The 19366-nt window shown below is 39.2% G+C and carries 14 protein-coding genes; 9 read left to right on the top strand and 5 right to left on the bottom strand.

Annotated elements, in window-relative coordinates:
- The first annotated feature begins 62 nt into the window (after window positions 1-62).
- The 3 genes from NY10_RS05510 to NY10_RS05500 all read left to right on the top strand — a co-directional run bounded on the left by NY10_RS05510 (window position 63) and on the right by NY10_RS05500 (window position 5918).
- The gene (locus NY10_RS05510) at window positions 63-2498 is read left to right on the top strand and encodes a glycogen/starch/alpha-glucan phosphorylase (protein ID WP_058919025.1); all 2436 of its coding nucleotides are present in this window, start codon (window positions 63-65) and stop codon (window positions 2496-2498) included.
- A 73-nt stretch (window positions 2499-2571) separates the two neighbouring features.
- Entirely contained in the window at window positions 2572-4401 is a 1830-nt protein-coding gene (locus NY10_RS05505) for a glycoside hydrolase family 13 protein (RefSeq protein WP_231726773.1), read from the top strand.
- A 239-nt stretch (window positions 4402-4640) separates the two neighbouring features.
- On the top strand, window positions 4641-5918 hold the full coding sequence (locus tag NY10_RS05500; protein WP_058919024.1) for an NCS2 family permease: 1278 nt from the start codon (window positions 4641-4643) through the stop codon (window positions 5916-5918).
- 67 nt (window positions 5919-5985) lie between these two features.
- Here the strand turns inward: NY10_RS05500 and NY10_RS05495 are convergent, their stop codons facing one another.
- Complete coding sequence (locus NY10_RS05495; protein ID WP_058919023.1) at window positions 5986-6615, bottom strand: DsbA family oxidoreductase; 630 nt, start codon at window positions 6613-6615, stop codon at window positions 5986-5988.
- Between the two features lie 386 nt (window positions 6616-7001).
- Here NY10_RS05495 and NY10_RS05490 point away from each other — a divergent pair, with 386 nt between their 5' ends.
- Entirely contained in the window at window positions 7002-8684 is a 1683-nt protein-coding gene (locus NY10_RS05490; protein ID WP_058919022.1) for a peptide ABC transporter substrate-binding protein, read from the top strand.
- Between the two features lie 160 nt (window positions 8685-8844).
- On the opposite strand, the gene NY10_RS05485 is transcribed toward NY10_RS05490, so the two are convergent.
- On the bottom strand, window positions 8845-9210 hold the full coding sequence (locus tag NY10_RS05485; protein ID WP_058919021.1) for a DUF4828 domain-containing protein: 366 nt from the start codon (window positions 9208-9210) through the stop codon (window positions 8845-8847).
- A gap of 288 nt (window positions 9211-9498) precedes the next feature.
- Between NY10_RS05485 and NY10_RS05480 the strand changes: the two genes are divergently transcribed.
- Complete coding sequence (locus tag NY10_RS05480; protein ID WP_058919020.1) at window positions 9499-10848, top strand: aspartate kinase; 1350 nt, start codon at window positions 9499-9501, stop codon at window positions 10846-10848.
- Window positions 10849-10944: 96 nt separating this feature from the next.
- On the opposite strand, the gene NY10_RS05475 is transcribed toward NY10_RS05480, so the two are convergent.
- Entirely contained in the window at window positions 10945-12828 is a 1884-nt protein-coding gene (locus NY10_RS05475; protein WP_058919019.1) for a heavy metal translocating P-type ATPase, read from the bottom strand.
- A gap of 184 nt (window positions 12829-13012) precedes the next feature.
- Entirely contained in the window at window positions 13013-13636 is a 624-nt protein-coding gene (locus NY10_RS05470) for a histidine phosphatase family protein (RefSeq protein WP_058919018.1), read from the bottom strand.
- Between the two features lie 288 nt (window positions 13637-13924).
- Between NY10_RS05470 and NY10_RS05465 the strand changes: the two genes are divergently transcribed.
- The 4 genes from NY10_RS05465 (at window position 13925) to NY10_RS05450 (ending at window position 18380) form a co-directional block, all read left to right on the top strand.
- The gene (locus tag NY10_RS05465) at window positions 13925-14989 is read left to right on the top strand and encodes a DUF871 domain-containing protein (RefSeq protein ID WP_058919017.1); all 1065 of its coding nucleotides are present in this window, start codon (window positions 13925-13927) and stop codon (window positions 14987-14989) included.
- An 18-nt stretch (window positions 14990-15007) separates the two neighbouring features.
- Entirely contained in the window at window positions 15008-15898 is an 891-nt protein-coding gene (gene murQ, locus NY10_RS05460; protein ID WP_058919016.1) for an N-acetylmuramic acid 6-phosphate etherase, read from the top strand.
- Between the two features lie 26 nt (window positions 15899-15924).
- Window positions 15925-17436, top strand: coding sequence for a PTS transporter subunit EIIC (locus NY10_RS05455; protein WP_058919015.1), 1512 nt, complete (start codon window positions 15925-15927; stop codon window positions 17434-17436).
- 83 nt (window positions 17437-17519) lie between these two features.
- Window positions 17520-18380: a MurR/RpiR family transcriptional regulator gene (locus NY10_RS05450; RefSeq protein ID WP_058919014.1), complete on the top strand. Its 861-nt coding sequence runs from the start codon at window positions 17520-17522 to the stop codon at window positions 18378-18380.
- 51 nt (window positions 18381-18431) lie between these two features.
- Here NY10_RS05450 and NY10_RS05445 read toward each other — a convergent pair whose 3' ends face one another.
- Entirely contained in the window at window positions 18432-19256 is an 825-nt protein-coding gene (locus NY10_RS05445; RefSeq protein ID WP_058919013.1) for an undecaprenyl-diphosphate phosphatase, read from the bottom strand.
- Window positions 19257-19366 lie beyond the last annotated feature (110 nt).

The raw sequence follows: 19366 nt of genomic DNA, 5'->3' as shown, positions 1-19366 counted from the left end.
ATTTTTATCTTTGCACAACGTTGCTGTGAATCGATTCTGAAGTTAAGAAAAGAGGGGTTTTTATGGTTTTAACGACAAAAGAATTTAGAGAAGACTTTAGTAAGACATTTGAAGGGTTGTATGCTTTTGATCTTTCAGAAGCTTCGCCGATCCAATACTATACAGCATTAGGAAATTATTTGAAAGTTTATAGTGCAGACAACTGGAGTCACACGAATCAAGCTTACTTAGAACATCAAGTGAAGCAAGTGTACTATTTTTCGATGGAGTTTTTACCAGGACGTATGCTGAAAAGCAACTTGCTTAATTTAGGAATCTTGGATACTGTTCGTGATGGTCTAAGAGAAATGGGCTTAGATTTTGAAGTTATCGCACGTGCAGAAGTAGACCCGGCGTTAGGAAACGGCGGATTAGGAAGGTTGGCTTCTTGTTTTATGGATTCGATTGCTTCACTAGGTATTCCAGGCAACGGCAACGGCATTCGGTACCGTTACGGCTTATTCCAACAAAAATTTGTTGATGGATATCAAGTTGAGCTGCCCGAAAACTGGCTGCGTGACGGCAATGTATGGGAAGTGCGTAAAGAAAATAAAGCCGTGATGGTTCGGTTTGGCGGGCAAGCAATCTTAAGCGAAGATCCTGATGGCCGCTTAAAACCGATTTACTCTCAAACACAAAACATTTTAGCGGTCCCTTATGATACAGGGATGATTGGGTACCAAAATGAAGTTGTGAATAATTTGCGGCTATGGTCGGCTGAAATTCCACCTGAAGAAGAAATCCATTACCATACGATTGCTGATCGTGAGAAGGTGAACCAAATCACTGAAGTTTTGTATCCAGATGATTCAAATTATGAAGGACAGATTCTGCGTTTAAGGCAAGAATATTTCTTTACTTCGGCAGGGGTTCAAAGTATTGTCCGTTATTACAAACAAATGGTATTAACTTGGCAGCATTTTCCAGATAAAGTTGCTATCCACATCAACGATACTCACCCGGCTTTATGCATTCCAGAATTAATGAGGATTCTTTTGGATGAAGAAGGACTAAGCTGGGAACAAGCCTGGGAAATCACTCAAAAAACGATGAGTTATACTAACCATACTATTTTACAAGAAGCGATGGAAAAATGGCCAGTGCGTATGGTTCAAGAATTAGTGCCGCGTATTTACCAAATCATTGAAGAAATCAACCAACGGCATATCGATAAAAAACTGCCATTATATACTCCAGAATTAACGTATCGGACAACGATCATTGCCGACGGGAATGTGAAAATGGCTCATTTGGCTATTATTGGAAGCCATAGCGTCAATGGTGTAGCTAAATTGCATACCGAAATTTTGATGCATGAAGTCTTACGAGATTTCTATCAAATGTACCCAGCTAAATTCAATAATAAAACGAATGGTATCACGCAGCGGCGTTGGTTGCACTTAGCTAACGAAGGATTAACAAAATTGATCGACAACAAAATCGGAACCGCATGGAAAACTAATCCGTCTGAGTTAAAACTGTTTAAATCTTTTGCCAATAATGAAGATACATTAGCTCAGCTTGCTGAAATCAAATTAGAAAACAAGAAACAATTCGCTGCATATGCAGAAAAAGAAATGGGAATAGAGTTGGATCCGACTGCATTGTTCGATGTACAGATCAAACGTTTGCATGCCTATAAACGTCAACTGTTAAATGCATTGCATATTCTGGATCGCTATCTAAAAATCAAAGATGATCCTGATTTAGATATCCAACCGCGTGTTTTTATTTTTGGAGCAAAAGCTGCTCCCAGTTATGTTTATGCGAAACAAATCATCAAGTTAATTAATACTATTGCTGATATGGTCAATAACGACCCAGCTATCGGCAACAAAATCAAAGTCGTTTTTGTGGAAAACTATGGCGTTTCATTAGCTGAATTGATCATTCCAGCTGCAGAAGTGAGCGAGCAGATTTCATTGGCTGGCAAAGAAGCCTCTGGAACGAGCAATATGAAACTGATGCTGAACGGTGCCTTGACAGTGGCAACATTAGATGGAGCCAATGTGGAGATCCGCGATTTTGTTGGAGAGGATAATATTTTCTTGTTTGGGTTGAACGATCAAGAAGTCTATGCTTTTTACGAAAATGGCACTTATCATTCGCGGGATATTTACGACTCAAATCCTCGATTGCAACGTGTTTTAAATACTTTTATTGACGGGACTATTCCAGGGATCGAAACAGAAGGTCGAGTTATTTTCGATTCATTAGTACAGTACAATGATGAATATTTTGTGCTGAAAGACTTTGAAAGTTACGTTGAAGTTCAAGAAAAAGTTGATCAATTGTATCAGGATCCAATGGCTTGGAACCAAAAGTCTCTTTTGAACATAGCTAGTTCAGGTCCGTTTTCAGCCGATTTTACGATCAAACGCTACGCAGAAGAAATTTGGAAAACCGATTCTCAATTGCCCGCGATACAACAATACATTCATTTAACGGAACCCATTTAAAAAATCGTGTTCAGATGGAAAGATTCTATCATCTGTGTATCTGAATCAAAGCAGATTAAGGAAGGTTTTTATATTGGAAAAGATAACCTATAATTCATGGTCAAACAACTATAAAACACCATTTGGGGCTTTAAAAGTGGATAGCCAAGTGGTGTTTACCATCAACTGCCAATTGCCCGCTATCCATGCAGTCTATCTTATGATCCACAAAGATTTTGGACAGAGCTTTCAAATTGAAATGGAGGCAGTAAAAGAAGGGAATTATCAGACTACCTTTGAATTAAGCGAAGGCAATGGGTTGTATTTTTATTACTTTAAAATCGATTATCCCTTAAACAATCATGTTGAAACTCTTTACTATGGCAATAATCGATACCAATTGGGCGGTCTAGGAGAAACGTATTATGAAATTGAAGACATCAAACAATATCAGCTAACTAGTTATTTATATGATGACCCAGCTCCTGAATGGTATCGGTCAGGAGTAGCTTATCAAATATTTGTTGACCGATTTTATAATGGAAACGAGAAAGGAATTGTTTCCCATCCTAAGAAAAATTCATTTATTTATGCTTCACCAGAAGATGATCCTGTCTATTTAAAAGATGAAATAGGCGACATTATGCGTTGGGAATTTTTTGGCGGGAATTTAAAAGGCATTATTCAAAAGCTGCCATATCTAGCTAACTTAGGAATCACGATCCTTTATTTAAATCCTATATTTGAAGCTCGCAGCAATCATAAATACGACACGGGAGATTTTTTGAAAATCGACCCCATGTTTGGCGATGAAGCCATTTTTAAAGAGTTAATCGAACAAGCTCGAACATTGGGTATCCATATTATTTTAGACGGCGTCTTTAATCATACAGGAGCGGATAGCCGGTATTTTAATCGTTACGGAACGTATGATGACCTTGGAGCTTACCAGTCGCGCGAAAGCGAGTACGCTGATTGGTACACCTTTGATCAATTTCCTGAGGAGTACCAATCATGGTGGGGTATCAAGGATGTACCGACTCTTAATAAAGAAACGCCAGCAGTTCAAAACTTTATTTACGCTGGTAAGGACAGTGTGATCCGAACCTGGTCTAAATTAGGGTTAGGAGGGTGGCGTATTGACGTGGCTGATGAGTTGAGCGACTCTTTTTTAGCCGGTATCCGAAAGGCGTTAGAGGAAACGATTGCTGAACCGGTGTTGATCGGAGAAGTCTGGGAAGATGCGTCCAACAAAATTGCGTATGAGCAGCGTCGCCATTATCTTGAAGGCGGTATGTTGCACGGCGCCATGAATTACCCTTTTCGAGAAATCATTATCGGGGTATTAAACCATACCATTACAACGAAAGAAGCAGCTTTGCGAAGCATGCATCTAAAAGAAAATTATCCTCCAGAAGCCTTTAAAAATAATTTTAACAACATAGGAACCCATGATACAGCAAGAATCTTAACGGCTGTTCAAAATAATGTACCGGCCTTAAAGCAAGCTTTAGCATTATTGTTCGCTTTGCCAGGAATACCTTGCCTTTATTATGGAGACGAAGCGGGGGTAGAAGGTGGAGAAGATCCTGCGAATCGCAAAATGTTTCCATGGGGGCGAGAAAACAAAACGATCCAGTCTTATGCTTATGAATGGATAGCTTTAAGAAGAGAAGAAGCTGCCTTACAAGAAGGAGACTATTACGCTTTTTCAACTAGAAAAGTCTTAGGAATCGTACGCTACTTAAGCGAAGAAGAATACCTCGTTCTTTTGATAAACGTATCAGACCAAGAAGTAACGTTCACTACAAAAGAAACCACAACAGACTATTCTTTTGATATCCAAGCTTTTTTAACTAAACAAGGTTTGGCTGAAAAAACTATTCCAGCTCAAGGAATTCAAGTGATCAAAAAATCAAGATGATCTGTGTTTAACAGAAAGTAAAAGGAGAAGTTGGGGTGCCATTCCAGCTTCTCTTTTTAAATGAGAAAAAAATAAAAAAAGTATGTATCTTAGAAAAAAGCTGATATAATGGACTGTTGGGGCGTGTAAAGGAAGCTTGCTTTCTTTTATGCTGCTTTGGATGAACGATTCAGCGGCCCATGACTCCACATTTAATGTCTGCCTGATAAAGGCAAACAATTAAAAAAGGAGAAGATAAAGTGAAACTTTTTAATTTAGAAGAAAAAAATACAAGTGTCAAACAAGAAATGATGGCAGGGTTCACCTCGTTTTTTGCGATTTCGTACATTATTGTCGTCAATCCTTTGATTTTAGCTGATGCGGGTATGCCGGCACAATTGAGTGTCTTTGCGACCATATTTGTTTCAGCTATCGGAAGCATTTTGATGGGTATTTGGGGAAAAGCACCCTTAGTGATGACCCCTGGTATGGGAGTCAACGCGTTTTTCACTTATACTATTGTGGGTTCCATGGGATTGAGCTGGCAAGAAGCACTGGCCGTGGTGGTAACCTCAAGTTTTATTTTTATTATCATTGGCTACACGAATATCAGTACTTTACTGGTACAAGCCATTCCGGATTCATTAAAACATGGCATCACAGCTGGGATCGGGTTGTTTTTAGTGATGATCGGTTTGGAGAATGGCGGGATTATTGTTGACGGGGGAGCTAACTCATTTGTTGTATTAGGAGATTTAACGAATCCCTTAACCCTTTTGGCTTTATTGGGAATTACGCTCTCTGCTGTTTTATATCTTAGAAGAGTAAGAGGCAGCTTTTTCATCGGAATTGTTGTTGTAACGCTCCTTTCATTAGTGCTAGGGGCTCACACGCCGGGAGATTCATCATTTTCTTTGAGCAACTTGACTGAATACCCTGCTTTGATCGGAGCGTTTGATTTCTCCAGTGCATTCACTATTCCCTTTATATTAGCAGTATTCTCATTGACGATGATTTTGATTTTTGAATCGATTGGACTGTTTGAAGGGATGTTAGAAGACAAGAGCCGTTTCAAGAATGCCTTTCGTGTTAGTGGTGTAATGACGCTGCTATCAGGACTGCTGGGAACTAGCCCAACTATTCCTGCTGCTGAAAGTGCTTCAGGAATCAAAGAGGGTGGAAAGACCGGGCTTACCGCTGTGACGGCTGGAGTATTGTTCCTGCTTTCTTTAGCATTTACACCGTTATTGGCTTACATTCCGAATGCGGCTTTAGCTCCGGTTATTGTGATCACTGGAGCAATTATGATGGAAAATTTACAGCACATTCCATTTGATGATTTTAGTGAATGGCTGCCGGCTTTCTTTATTGTCGTGATGATTCCGTTGACTTCAAGCATTGTAGATGGCTTGGCCTTTGGTTTTATTGCTTACCCTATTTTAAAATTAGCAATAGGCGAGATTGGAACAGTCAAAAAAGAAATGCGAATCGTTTCTTTCTTATTTCTATTGACGATGATTGCCATCGCGGTGCTTTAACATACACATTTGAATAATACAAAGAGGAGGTTGGGATTTTTGTCCCAACCTCCTCTTTGTGTTTTGTTTAGGATTCTTCTTTCTCGATATCAGCGATCACTTCTTTAAATGTAGCAACGGGTTGTGCGCCGCTGATGCCATATTTTTCATTGATCACGAAGAACGGAACGCCTTGCACACCTATTTCAGCTGCTTCTGCTTGATCTATCCGAACAGCGGAAAGAAATTCTTCAGAGGAAAGTATTTCGCGGACTTTATCTTCGGCTAAGCCTAATGAAACTGCAAGCCTAACCAACACGTCAGTATCGTTTAAGGATTGGCTCTCAATAAAGTAAGCTTTTTTTCCGAGTTCGATAAATTCATTGCCTTTGCCTTGTTCTTTAGCGTATTGAAACAAACGATGAGCTTTTAAACTGTTTCCGTGCTGAATGGTTTCATAATGGTAATCTAAGCCGGTTTCGTGAGCCATTTGCGTCACTTGTTTGATCATCTCTTGAGCTTGGGATTCTTCCATACCTTTTTTTTCTTTGAAATATTCTTCGATTGATCCTTCATATTTTTCAGGAGCAGTTGGATCTAATTCATAACTATGGTACTCGATTTCAACATCTTGTCGATCCCCTAATGCTTCTTCCAAATGTCTTTTTCCAATATAACAAAAAGGACAAACAAAATCTGTCCAGATATCAATTTTCATCCATCATTCTCCTATCTCTATTTGCTTACTATTTGATAGTTCATTCTTTAGCATACCGAAAATCTGATTCTTTTGTCAATGAAAACTGTTCCCAATATTCTTTTTTTAATCCTCTGCACGTTTATCCCCTCTAATCCAATAAGGCGGATAAAATATATGAGGAATTTAATAAAAAAGTTAAGTACTTATGGAGTTTTGAGGTATTTTTTGTATCCTCGTGTCAAATTTTCGTATCGTAAAAGGGATTCCTGATCTATTTAAAAAAAGTAAAATTTTAAAAGTAGTTGCATTATGAAATTTTTATGTGTATATTATTAACATGTTCTCATTTAATTGGGATTTGATTTCAATACGATTAAAAATGAGCAAAAAGGAGAATGGGCATAATGAAAAATAAAAAGTGGTGGCAATTGAGTGCTGTGGTATTAACAGCAGGTTTATTAGCGGCATGTGGAAACAGTACTGAAACAGATGCGGAAACAAGTTCAAAAGATAAAACAAAAGGCGAGAATTTAGCAGAAGAACAAGTCTTAAACTTAGTGGAAATTGCTGAGTTGCCGACAGGAGATACTGCACTTGCGACCGATACAGTTAGTTTTACTGTTTTTAACCAAGTAAATGAAGGGCTTTATCGTTTGGATAAAGATAGCCAGCCTATTCCTGCTTTAGCAACAGAAGAAGCAACGGTTTCAGAAGACGGATTAGAGTATACCTTTAAATTACGGGAAGGGGCAACCTGGTCTAATGGCGATCCTGTAACAGCGAAAGATTTTGTTTATGCTTGGCAACGGGTAGTGAATCCTGATACAGCCGCTTCTTATTCTTATTTATTTGAAGGAATCAAAAATGCTGCTGCCATCATGGCTGGCGAAGCAGAACCAGAAACGCTGGGAGCTGAGGCCGTTAATGACTATGAGTTTAAAGTAACCATGGAAAAGCCCGTCCCATACTTTATTTCTTTAATGGCTTTTCCGACGTTCTTCCCTCAAAACCAAGCGTTTGTTGAAGAACAAGGCGAACGTTATGGTACTTCTGCAGAAACAATGATTTTCAATGGACCTTTTACATTTAGTGAATGGGACGGAACGAATTTGAACTGGACATACGAAAAGAATGAAGATTACTGGGATGTTGAAAATGTTATCTTAGATGAAATCAATGTAGAAGTTATCAAAGAAACTTCTACAGCGCTAAATTTATATGATTCTGGACAATTGGATCGTGTTAATTTAACAGGAGAATTTGCGAAACAATTCCAAGGGAACGAAGATTATGTTGTTGAAACTGAAGCAAGATCTTCTTACTTGCAGTTTAACCAAGAACGTGACGGCCAAAAGACCGATTTAGCTAACGAAAACTTGCGTAAAGCTCTTGCCGTTTCTTATGACCATGAATTGTTAGTCAATGAAATCTTAGCAAATGGTTCTCAAGAATTAGGAGGATTAGTTCCTGCCGATTTAGCAGCGAATCCGACAACCGGAAAAGATTTCCGCGAAGAGTCTGGAGATTATCTAGCTTATGATAAAGAAGCGGCTGTTGAGTATTGGGAGAAAGCAAAAGCTGAATTAGGCGTCGACAGTCTAGAGTTAGAATTACTTGGCGACGATGATGAATCCAATAAAAAAATTGCTGCTTATATGAAAGATCAGATTGAAAGCAATTTACCAGGTGTAACCATAAAAGTTAGAAACGTACCTTTCAAAGTCCGTTTAGAAGCACAGACTAAACAAGATTACGATTTTGCTTTAGGCGGTTGGGGAGCAGACTTTGCTGACCCGGTAAACTTTATTGATTTGTTAATGACAGACAGCCCGTATAACCGTTCTAGCTACAGCAATGAAGAATTTGATAAATTAGTCGACTTGTCTAAAGGCGAAAATGCAACCGATGTAGATGCTCGTTGGAAAAACTTATTGGATGCAGAAAAAATCCTATTAGATGAAGCAGGCGTGGCACCACTTTTCCAAAGAGCTGCTGCCACTTTGCAAAAAACATATGTTAAAGACATTTACAATCACCAAGTAGGAGCAAAATACACTTACAAGAATGCTTATATCGAAGCTCATTAAACTGAGTTAATTAAAAAGCCAACATGAAAAGGAAAGCTTTCATGTTGGCTTTTTGTATCGCCTAGTGCATTAAAGTCTTGGAACTTAGGATACAGATAAGAATCATGAGGACTGGTAATAGAACTGCCAAAAAAACACTCATGCTTTTTGCATGAATGCTTCAATCGTGTTGGCGCAGCAACAGGTAATCTTTTTCGTCTGCTTCATCGAACAAATTCAATGAATCAGGTGTCAATTTGGACACGATCAATTCGTATCCATAATGGTCTTTGAAAACCAGTTTTTGTTCAGTAATGGTGGTTAACTGGCCGTTCATTATTTGTTCATTTAGATAAATTTTTTCATCATCAGTGATTTGGATCGATAGCGCGATAAAAGAGTTAGGCTCAGATATGGTCCATTTTCCAACAAAAAAGGTTAAAGGTTTTTGTGTAGAACGCGTCTTTTTAGCCTTAGCAGCCGAACAAGTGAGACCGGTTAAGATTGAAAAAGCGATAAGAAGTTTTAAAATAATTTTTCTATACATGTGCGTATCTCCTTAGAAAATAAGTGCATCCTATGCAACTCAATTCAGATGAACTGAATTAGGAAGCCCGTAATCAACTATTCTATTATACCGCTCTTGAAAGACGATAGACAGGGCAGTAAGATATCATTTTGATGACAGAATGAAGATGATTTAATGACTGTCCTAAAAAAGGACAACAATGATGAAACAAGTTGTTTTCAGAAAATATGCATGAAAGACTTGATTCTTTTCATAAAAAAAGGGAAAATGAAACAAGCTATTTAAACTGAGAAGGAAGTGGATTTGATGAACGTGGTAAAATTTGGCGGAAGCTCTCTGGCTTCAGGAAGCCAGTTAAAAAAGGTGCTTCAAATTGTCAAAGGAGATAAAGCACGTAAAGTGGTGGTTGTTTCAGCACCGGGCAAGCGTTCATCGGATGACGAGAAAGTGACGGATCTGCTGATCGACTTAGGAATGAAAGCTTTAGCGAAACAAGATTATCAAGCTGTTTTAAGCAGTGTTATTGCTCGCTACTCGAGCATAGCAGAAGAATTAAACTTAGGAAACGAGATTATCGATGAGATTGAACTAAATCTGGCAGCCTTAGTAGCTGGAAATAAACAAGAACCAGATTATTATTTAGATGCTTTCAAGGCTAGTGGAGAAGATAACAATGCTAAGCTAGTGGCCGCTTATTTCAATCACGAAGGCCTTCCTGCTCGTTACGTCAATCCCCAAGAAGCTGGGTTGATCGTAACCAATGAACCTGGAAATGCTCGTGTGTTGCCGGAAGCTTATGAAAAGCTGCAGCAGTTGCGTGCATCTGAAGAAGTAATTATTTTCCCTGGTTTCTTTGGATACACTAAAGACGGAAAAGTTTGTACCTTTTCACGGGGAGGCTCAGACATTACCGGTGCCATTTTAGCAAATGGAACCCAAGCGGATCTATATGAAAATTTTACAGATGTAGATGCGATTTACGTGGCTAATCCTAATGTTGTGGAAAATCCGAAGGGGATAAAAACATTAACGTATCGTGAAATGCGTGAACTATCGTATGCTGGTTTTTCTGTTTTGCATGATGAAGCTTTGCAGCCAGCTTTTAAGCAAGGGATTCCAGTACAGATTAAAAATACGAATAACCCTGAAGCTCCTGGAACCAGCATTGTCAAAGAACGGCATTCTGCAGATCAAGGAGTGGTCGGGATTGCCAGTTCACATGGATTTTGCAGTATTTACATTGAAAAATATTTAATGAACCGTGAGATTGGATTTGGCCGGCGTGTATTAGAAATACTAGAAGACCAAAAACTTAGTTACGAACATATGCCTTCAGGAATCGATGATTTAACGATCATCTTAAGAGACCACCAACTGTCTGACGAAGGAGAAGCGGCCCTTTTAGAACGGTTAAGAATAGAACTAGAAGCCGACAGTGTTGTCGTAGAACGGAATCTGGCGTTGATCATGATCGTTGGAGAAGGTATGCGCCGCAAAATCGGGACGATGTCCAAAGCAGCTACAGCTTTTGCAGAAAGCAATATTAATATCGATATGATCAACCAGGGAGCATCAGAGGTCAGCGTTATGTTCGGTATTGCTGCTGATCAAGAAGATAAAGCGATCCAAGCGTTGTACAAAGCATTTTTTGAATAAGAAACTAGGTAGAACGTATAAGGATCCTGGAAAAGCGATATTGTCGCTTTTCCAGGATCCTTTTTTAATCTCTGATCAATCCTCGTTTTGAAAAACTCAATCATCAATCTTACTAGTTGTGCGAAGCAATCTTAACCCATTTAAAATGACTAGTAGAGTACTGCCTTCATGGCCAATGACGCCTAAAGGCAATGTAATCACTTGAAATAAGTTGCTTAGAATCAAAAGAACGATGACCGTAATGGCAAAAATGATATTTTGCAGCGTAATTTTTTTCAACTGGTTTGATAGTCGGAAACTAGCAGGCAATTGATTCAAGTCGTCTTTCATCAATACCACATCAGCCACATCAATGGCAATATCTGTGCCCGCTCCCATGGCAATACCAATCGATGCATTCGCTAAAGCGGGGGCATCGTTGATCCCATCTCCTACCATTGCAATGGTTCCGTATTGTTTTTTCAGCTGCATAATGAGCTCAGCTTTCTCATGAGGCAAACAATTCGCTTTGACTTCATCCACTCCCAGCATCTGCCCAATCGTTTCCCCTGTTGCTGAATTATCACCGGTGATCATAACAGTATGGATGCCGTGAGCTTTGAAGTAAGCAACCATAGATTGAGCGTCTTTTTTAGGCATATCCAGCAAACCGAAGTAAGCGACTACTTGACCATCGCGGCTGACATAAATCACTGTTTTTCCTTCTTTTTGGATTTTATCAGCATGGCGGATAAAAGGGGAGTCAGCTTCATTGACGATGTATTCTTTTTTACCGATCCTCCATTCACTGCCCAAAGCAGTTCCAGTCAAACCATATCCAGTATGATCGTTAATATTTTCTATCAAAAGCGAAGTATGGCTGCTTTTACTGAAAGCTTGAACGATGGCTTTAGCGATAGGGTGTGTGGAGGTCTTTTCTAAAGCCGCACAAATGCTCATAATTGTCTGTTCGTTCTCACCAGATTTGAAGCAGGTATCGGTAACTACAGGCTTTCCTTCAGTTAAAGTACCGGTTTTATCAAATGCGATAGCGTTTATTTGACCAAAGTTTTCAAGATAAGAGCCGCCTTTGAACAAAATGCCTTTACGAGCTCCATTTGAAATAGCAGCGAGAGTCGCAGGGGCAGCTGAAGCAACTAAGGCACAAGGAGAAGCAACCGTCAGTAAAACCATACCGCGATAGAACGATTCATTCCAATCCCATTGTAAGACAAAATAAAAAATAGCAATCATCACTGGAACAAAAATCAGTACGATCAGTACATATTTATTTTCAATCGCTTCAATCATGGTTGCTGTTTTAGAAGGTGTACTTTGTGCTTCATCAACCATTCGCAGAACCTTAGCAAACAACGTATCAGAGCTGTCTTTAGTGACTTGCATCATGATGGCTTCGCTTAAATTGATCGTCCCTCCGATAAGTTCATCGCCATCCGTTTTTTCAATTGGAATAGCTTCTCCTGAAATCGCAGATTCATCGATCAAACCGTTTTTAGTCAGCAGTACTCCGTCAATCGGGATGTTGGCGCCTTTTGGGATCATCAGTTGATCACCGATAGACAAGGAAGCGGTCGGCACTTCTGTGATCGAACCATCCTTGTGAACCAAGTGAGCTGTTTCAGGAGTCAAATTTATTAAGTCTGTAATGGCTTTAGTACTTTTATTCGTTGCATAAACTTCAAGTGAACCGCTAAGTGAAAAAATAAAGATCAATAAGGCGCCTTCCATCCAAAATCCAATGATAGATGCACCGATAGCAGCTAAAATCATTAAAATATCGACATTCAGCTGCTTATTTTCAACAGTATTCTTTAGACCTTCTTTAGCTTGATAGAAGCCGCCTATCATAAAAGAAAGAATGTAAATTAACGCCGCAGCTTCATAATTAGCCTTTACGCTTAAAAATAGACCTAAAGCAATGAGCAGACCACTTAAAATGGTTGCGACCATAGGCTTATTGTCTTTAATTAACCCTCTCATAAGTTTTCCTCCTTTTTTGTTCGTTGACCATTCGTTAAGTTAAATATATCACAAATAGTTATCAAATGATAATGATTCTAATGAAGTGAGAATGATAATTGTTCTCAACGTTCATTAATTTGTTTAAATAGGAATAGATAGAAAAAAGGATCAAACAACTAGGGGAATGTTGTTTGATCCTTTTTTAACGTAGATGGCTGATTTGATTCCAGCCTTCTAATGAAAACTGATCATCTTGATGCAGTAAAATTGAAATACTCGTATTTTCCAAAGGAATTTGGGAACGAATTTGTTTAAGGTCTTTTCCTAGCAAAGACAACAAGGTGGCAGTCGTGGTAATGCTGTGGCCAACAAACAATAAATCTTGATTAGGAAATTGTTCAATAGCTTGGTGGACGGTTTTGGTGCCTCTCACAATCAATTGACTGTATGTTTCTCCATTGAAATCAGTTGGATCGTATAAGTCTGGTCGATTGCGCAAATGATAAAAAGTTTCTGGTTTCTCTTTTTCAAAATGGGGAATATAAGCACCTTCCCATTCACCGTATCCGAATTCTTTGAAATCTTCATTGTAGTGTATATCATAAGAATGCTGAAATTGAGAGGCAATCAACTGAGCTGTATCGACGACACGTTTTTGCGGACTGGCAATAATTTGTTTAATGGCATACGGGTTTAAAACTATCCCCGTTTTGACAGCATCTTTTTTACTTTGTTCTAATAAAGGAGAATCAATATCTCCACCTTGTACTCGATCCGCTAAATTATACTCTGTTTTTCCGTGCCGGACAAAAAATAGTCGTTGCATAGTAAAAAGCTCCTTATCAATTTGAAATTTTATTTCATTTTAACACATAAAATAAATGGCGAGTAGTGCTTTATGAAAAATAAACAGTAAGAAATGACACTGATAAAAAAGTGAGTGTTGAACTTTAATTATGTGGTATAGGTTGTTAATAGCTTTACCTAAAAGGAATTTATAGGCTTCAATAGACAATTGGTCCAAAATTTATTTTTTGATAGAAAAAACTTGAAATATTATTTCAACATGGTATGATGGATTTATCAAATAAAACGTTTTCAAAGGAGGGGTTCTATGCTAGGTGTTTCAGTCTTCCTTGGAGAAGATTTAAGCGAGGAGACAAAAGACTATCTCGTCACAATGAAAAACATCGGATTTAAAGGTATTTTTTCTTCGCTGCATATTCCAGAAGACGACAGCACACAGTACCTAAAACGATTGATCACATTAGGAGAGTGGTCTAAAAAATTAGGTATGGAATTGATGGTGGATATTTCAGGATCTGCTTTAACCAAAATTGGTTTGTCTTTTGATGATCCGGCAGAAATAACCGCGACAGGTATCACAGGTTTACGAATAGATTATGGCATTTCGAATCGAGTTATTGCTGATTTATCAAAAGTCATGAAGATCTCGCTGAACGCTAGTACGATCACCGATAAAGATGTGGCAGAGCTAAGAGCCGCTGAAGCTGATTTTCAACAATTGGAAGCATGGCATAATTATTATCCAAGGCCGGAAACAGGATTGGCTAAAGTTGATTTTATTGCTAAAAACAGTTGGCTGAAACAATTAGGATTTCGTGTAATGGCTTTTGTTCCTGGAAATGCAGAATTAAGAGGGCCTTTGTTTGAGAGTTTGCCGACGCTCGAGAAACAACGTCATATGCACCCGTTGGCAGCAACACTTGAATTGCTTAGGGACTGTTTAGTAGAGGATGTCTATATCGGCGATCCAAAAATAGACGATAAAACACAACGGCAATTTGAGGCTTATTTTAATAAGGATCATTTGCTGCTGTTTGCCGCACCTGAAAAAGACTCTGCTTACACACAGGCTGTTTTAGGCCACCATCAGAATCGTTGGGATCCAGCACGAGATGTATTGCGTAGTGCGGATGCTCGATTCAAGAAAATAAGCACGGTTCTACCTGAAGATCCGAAGCCTCGGCCCAAAGGCAGTATTACTTTGGATAACCAGCTTTACGGCCGCTACATGGGTGAAATTCAAGTAGTGGTTCGTCAGTTATCGGCCGATGAGAAAGTAAATGTTGTGGCTCAGATTATTCCAGAGGATACATCATTATTGGATTGGTGTACTGCTGGCCAACAGTTCGAGATTCAATTGAGTGAGAATTAAAAAGAGGAGTTTATGAGAATGGATTTAGGTAAATTAGCAACAGAAACAAGAAATGAGCAAACGATGGAGTTAGATAAATTATCCACAGCAGAATTTTTGCAGGTCATGAACCGAGAGGACCAAACGGTTGCCAAGGCAGTCTCGCTTGAAATTCCGCAAATCACTAAAGTAGTAGATGCTATTATACAATCATTTAATCAAGAAGGACGTTTAATTTATATGGGAGCCGGAACGAGCGGCCGTTTAGGGGTACTGGATGCAGCTGAATGCGTACCGACGTTCAGTGTGGACCCGAGCATGGTGCAAGGATTGATTGCCGGTGGAATGAAAGCGATGACAGTAGCTGTGGAAGGTGCTGAAGATTCAAAAGAATTAGGAGCACAAGATTTGAAAGCGATTGATTTAACTGAGAGAGATGTTGTTGTCGGGATCGCAGCTAGCGGTCGAACGCCTTATGTGATCGGCGGATTGGAGTATGCGGATCAAATTGGAGCAATGACGGCTACGATTTCATGTAATAAAGATGCTGAGATCAGTGCATTTGCTAAGCTGCCTATTGAGGTTGAAGTTGGACCAGAAATTCTGACAGGGTCCACACGCTTGAAATCAGGAACAGCCCAAAAATTAGTATTAAATATGCTATCGACAGGTGCTATGGTGGGAATCGGAAAAGTTTACCAGAATTTAATGGTAGATGTAAAGCCGTCTAATAAAAAATTAGAAGAACGTGCCAAGCGTATAATTATGGAAGCGACGGAGTGTTCTTATGACGTCGCAAGCGAAATGTTTGAAGCAGCAAATCATCAAGTAAAATTAGCAATCGTTATGATTTTGACTGACTCATCCAAGGAAGAAGCCAGTGAAAAGTTAACGACTGCCAAAGGATTTATCCGTAAAACAATTGCATAAGAATGCTAACCTAGGAGGATATAAAAATGGCTGAAACAAAAGTACAGCGTTTAGCTAGAGAAATCTATGCGCAAGTTGGCGGTATGGGAAATGTTAATAAAGTGATTCACTGTATGACACGAGTACGAATGGACATCAAAGACAATGAAAGCGTTGATCTAGACGGATTAAAAAAAATAGACGGCGTCATGGGAGTTGTTGAAGATGATACATTGCAAGTTGTATTAGGCCCAGGCATTGTTAATAAAGTTGCCAATGAAATGGTCAGTATGGCCGGTGTACGTTTAGGCGAAACGATTCCGACTCAAGCAGCATCCAGCGGTCCTTTGTCTGGCCGCGAAGAAGCAGAAAGAAAAGCCGCAATCACGAAAGCCGATCAGAAGAAAAAGAACAATACCCCTTTTAAACGAGCACTAAAGTCGATCGCTAACATCTTTGTTCCGTTAATTCCAGCATTTGTTGGTGCGGGGATCATCGGCGGAATCGCCTCTGTCATGCAAAACATGCTGACAGCGGAGACGTTGAGCGGAGAAACATGGGTAACCATGGTTGTTGTATTAAACATTATTAAAAATGGGCTGTTTGCTTATTTAAATATCTATGTCGGGATCAATGCTGCAAAAGTATTTGGAGCAACCGAAGGACTCGGAGGAGTCGTGGCTGGAATCATCTATCTAACCGGGATGGACCCAGAACTGCCTTTGCCAAATATTTTTACAGGCGGCGATTTAGCTGCAGGTCAAGGTGGAATCATTGGCGTTATCTTTGCAGTCTTTCTTTTAGCGATTGTTGAAAAATGGTTGCGTAAATTCATTCCTGATTCAATTGATGTTATTGTGACACCAACGATTGCTTTATTAGTTATTGGACTTGTAACGATTTTCTTGATCATGCCGATTGCGGGTGTTATCTCATCTAGCCTAGTTGGAGCGATCACTTGGGTCTTGAATGTTGGCGGCGCATTTGCCGGATTTGTTTTAGGGGCAACGTTCTTACCGATGGTTATGTTCGGACTTCATCAGATATTGACACCGATTCATATCGAAATGATTTCGACACAAGGCATGACATTGCTTTTGCCGATTCTGGCAATGGCAGGCGGCGGACAAGTTGGAGCAGCAGTAGCTCTTTGGGTAAAATGCCGTAAAAATAAACAGTTGACGAATATGATCAAAGGATCTTTGCCTGTTGGGATTTTAGGGATTGGAGAACCGCTGATTTATGCAGTAACATTGCCATTAGGTCGTCCGTTTATCACTGCTTGTATTGGTGGAGGTATCGGTGGAGCTGTGATTGGCGCAATTGGCGGAATTGGAGCAACAGCGATTGGACCATCAGGTGTGGCTTTATTGCCGTTGATTGCTAATAACTTATGGTGGGGTTATGCACTAGGATTAGCAGCGGCTTATGCTGGAGGATTTGTGGCGACCTATTTATTCGGAGTTCCTAAAGAAGCAATGGAACCGTCAGAATTGCCTTCAACTGAAACAGCAAACCCAGAGATGGTTGACCTGGAAGAAACAAGTGTTGTAAGATAAGACAGTTAAAAGAATCGATAAAAGGCCTCTAAGTCTGTTGATTTAGAGGTCCTTCTTTTTACTGAAATGAAAGGAGAGGTCTTATGCAGAGCAATCTTTTATTTAGGATCAAAGAAAAAATGGCTGATCTGCCTCAATCAGAAAAAAAAATTGCGGCTACGATCTTAGCTGATCCAGCAGCTGTGATTCAAATGAATGCCACGAGTTTAGCCTTGCAAGCCGGTTCCAGCTCTGCAGCGGTTATCCGCTTTTGTCATTCGATCGGGTTAAAAGGGTTTACTCAGTTAAAGTTAAATTTATCAGCGGATACTCAAGGGATCCAAGAAAAATTGTACAGTGAAATTCAACCGAATGAAGAGTTGGATCAAATCAAAAAGAAGTTTTTAATGCAGACTCATCATGTTTTTAAAGAAACCAACCAGACTCTAAAGGCCGATTGCGTAGCGCAAGTCACCCAATGGTTTAATGAGAGCAAAGTAATCTATACTTATGGAATCGGGGCTTCTCATTTAGTGGCTTTGGACTTGCAGCAAAAGTTCAGCCGGATCGGTAAATCGATCATCTGCTCGCAAGATCAGCATCTGCTTGTGACATCTATGTCGGTGACGGAAGAAAATGCAGTATTTTTAGGCGTTTCTAATAGCGGCGAGAAACAAGAGGTTATCGCTTTGATGAAAACGGCTAAGAAACTCGGAATAAAAACCATTTCATTAACGAAAGAAACGACGAATACATTAAGTCAATTAGCAGACATTTCGTTAAAGACAGCTAACAGTCATGAAGCGCCTTTGCGAAGCGGCGCCACTGTTTCATTATTAGCACAAATGTATGCTGTTGATTTATTGTTCTACGATTTTGCCACCAAGTATTATGATACAACGATTGAGAACTTAGAAAAATCAAAAGAAGCTATTCGGAGTTTGTCTCATGATTTAGAAGCATAAAAAAAGAGGTTCTCCATTTGCTGAAAAAGCAAATGAGGAACCTCTTTTTTATTAACCAAATAAAGCAAAGTAACCAATAACTAATATCCCTAAGACAATTCGATACCAACCAAATGCTTTGAAGTCATTATTTTTAATGTACCCCAACAAGAATTTGATAGCCAAAACTGAAACAAGGAAGGCTACGACCATCCCGGTCACTAAGATACCGATCTCCATGCCCGTAAAGTTAAAGCCAAATTTAACAAGTTTTAATGCACTGGCACCGAACATAACTGGAATAGATAAGAAGAAAGAATATTCTGCAGCAATGTAACGAGAAGAGCCTAATAAGATAGCACCTAAAATCGTTGCTCCTGAACGTGACGTTCCTGGGATCAACGATAGGACTTGGAACATCCCGATCAAGAAAGCCGTTTTATATGTTAAATCTTTGAAGGTTTTAATAGAACCTTCACGTCCAGCATTCCGGTTTTCAATCACAATAAAGAGTACTCCATAAACGATCAGCATGATGGCAACTGTTAAATAATTGTATAAGTGTTCGTTCAACCAATCATCAAACAATAAGCCTAAAACAGCTGCAGGCAATACTCCAACGATAACTTTATACCAAATAGACATCGTATCTTTTTTTTCTTGTGTTGTTTTTTTTGGTGAAAATGGATTTAGTTTATGGAAGAAAAGCAAAACAACTGCTAAAATAGCTCCTAACTGAATCACAACAAAAAACATTTCTTTAAATGCTGGAGAAGCATCCAACTGAATGAATTCCTCCACTAAAATCATATGGCCGGTACTGCTGATTGGCAGCCATTCAGTAATTCCCTCAACGATTCCTAAGAAAATCGCTTTTAATAATTCAATGAAAACCATGTTGTACTCCTTTCGACTCTTTCATTCTATCAAGACACAAAAATAAGTATACCGAAATTTTATTAAACTTCCAAATGAATTAAGTAAAATATCTCCTTTTTATTAGAATC

This window comes from Carnobacterium sp. CP1 (assembly GCF_001483965.1).
GTDB classification, from domain to species: Bacteria; Bacillota; Bacilli; order Lactobacillales; family Carnobacteriaceae; genus Carnobacterium_A; species Carnobacterium_A antarcticum.
Note: the sequence above shows the minus strand (reverse complement) of the source record. Positions and strands in the feature narration are given on the sequence as shown.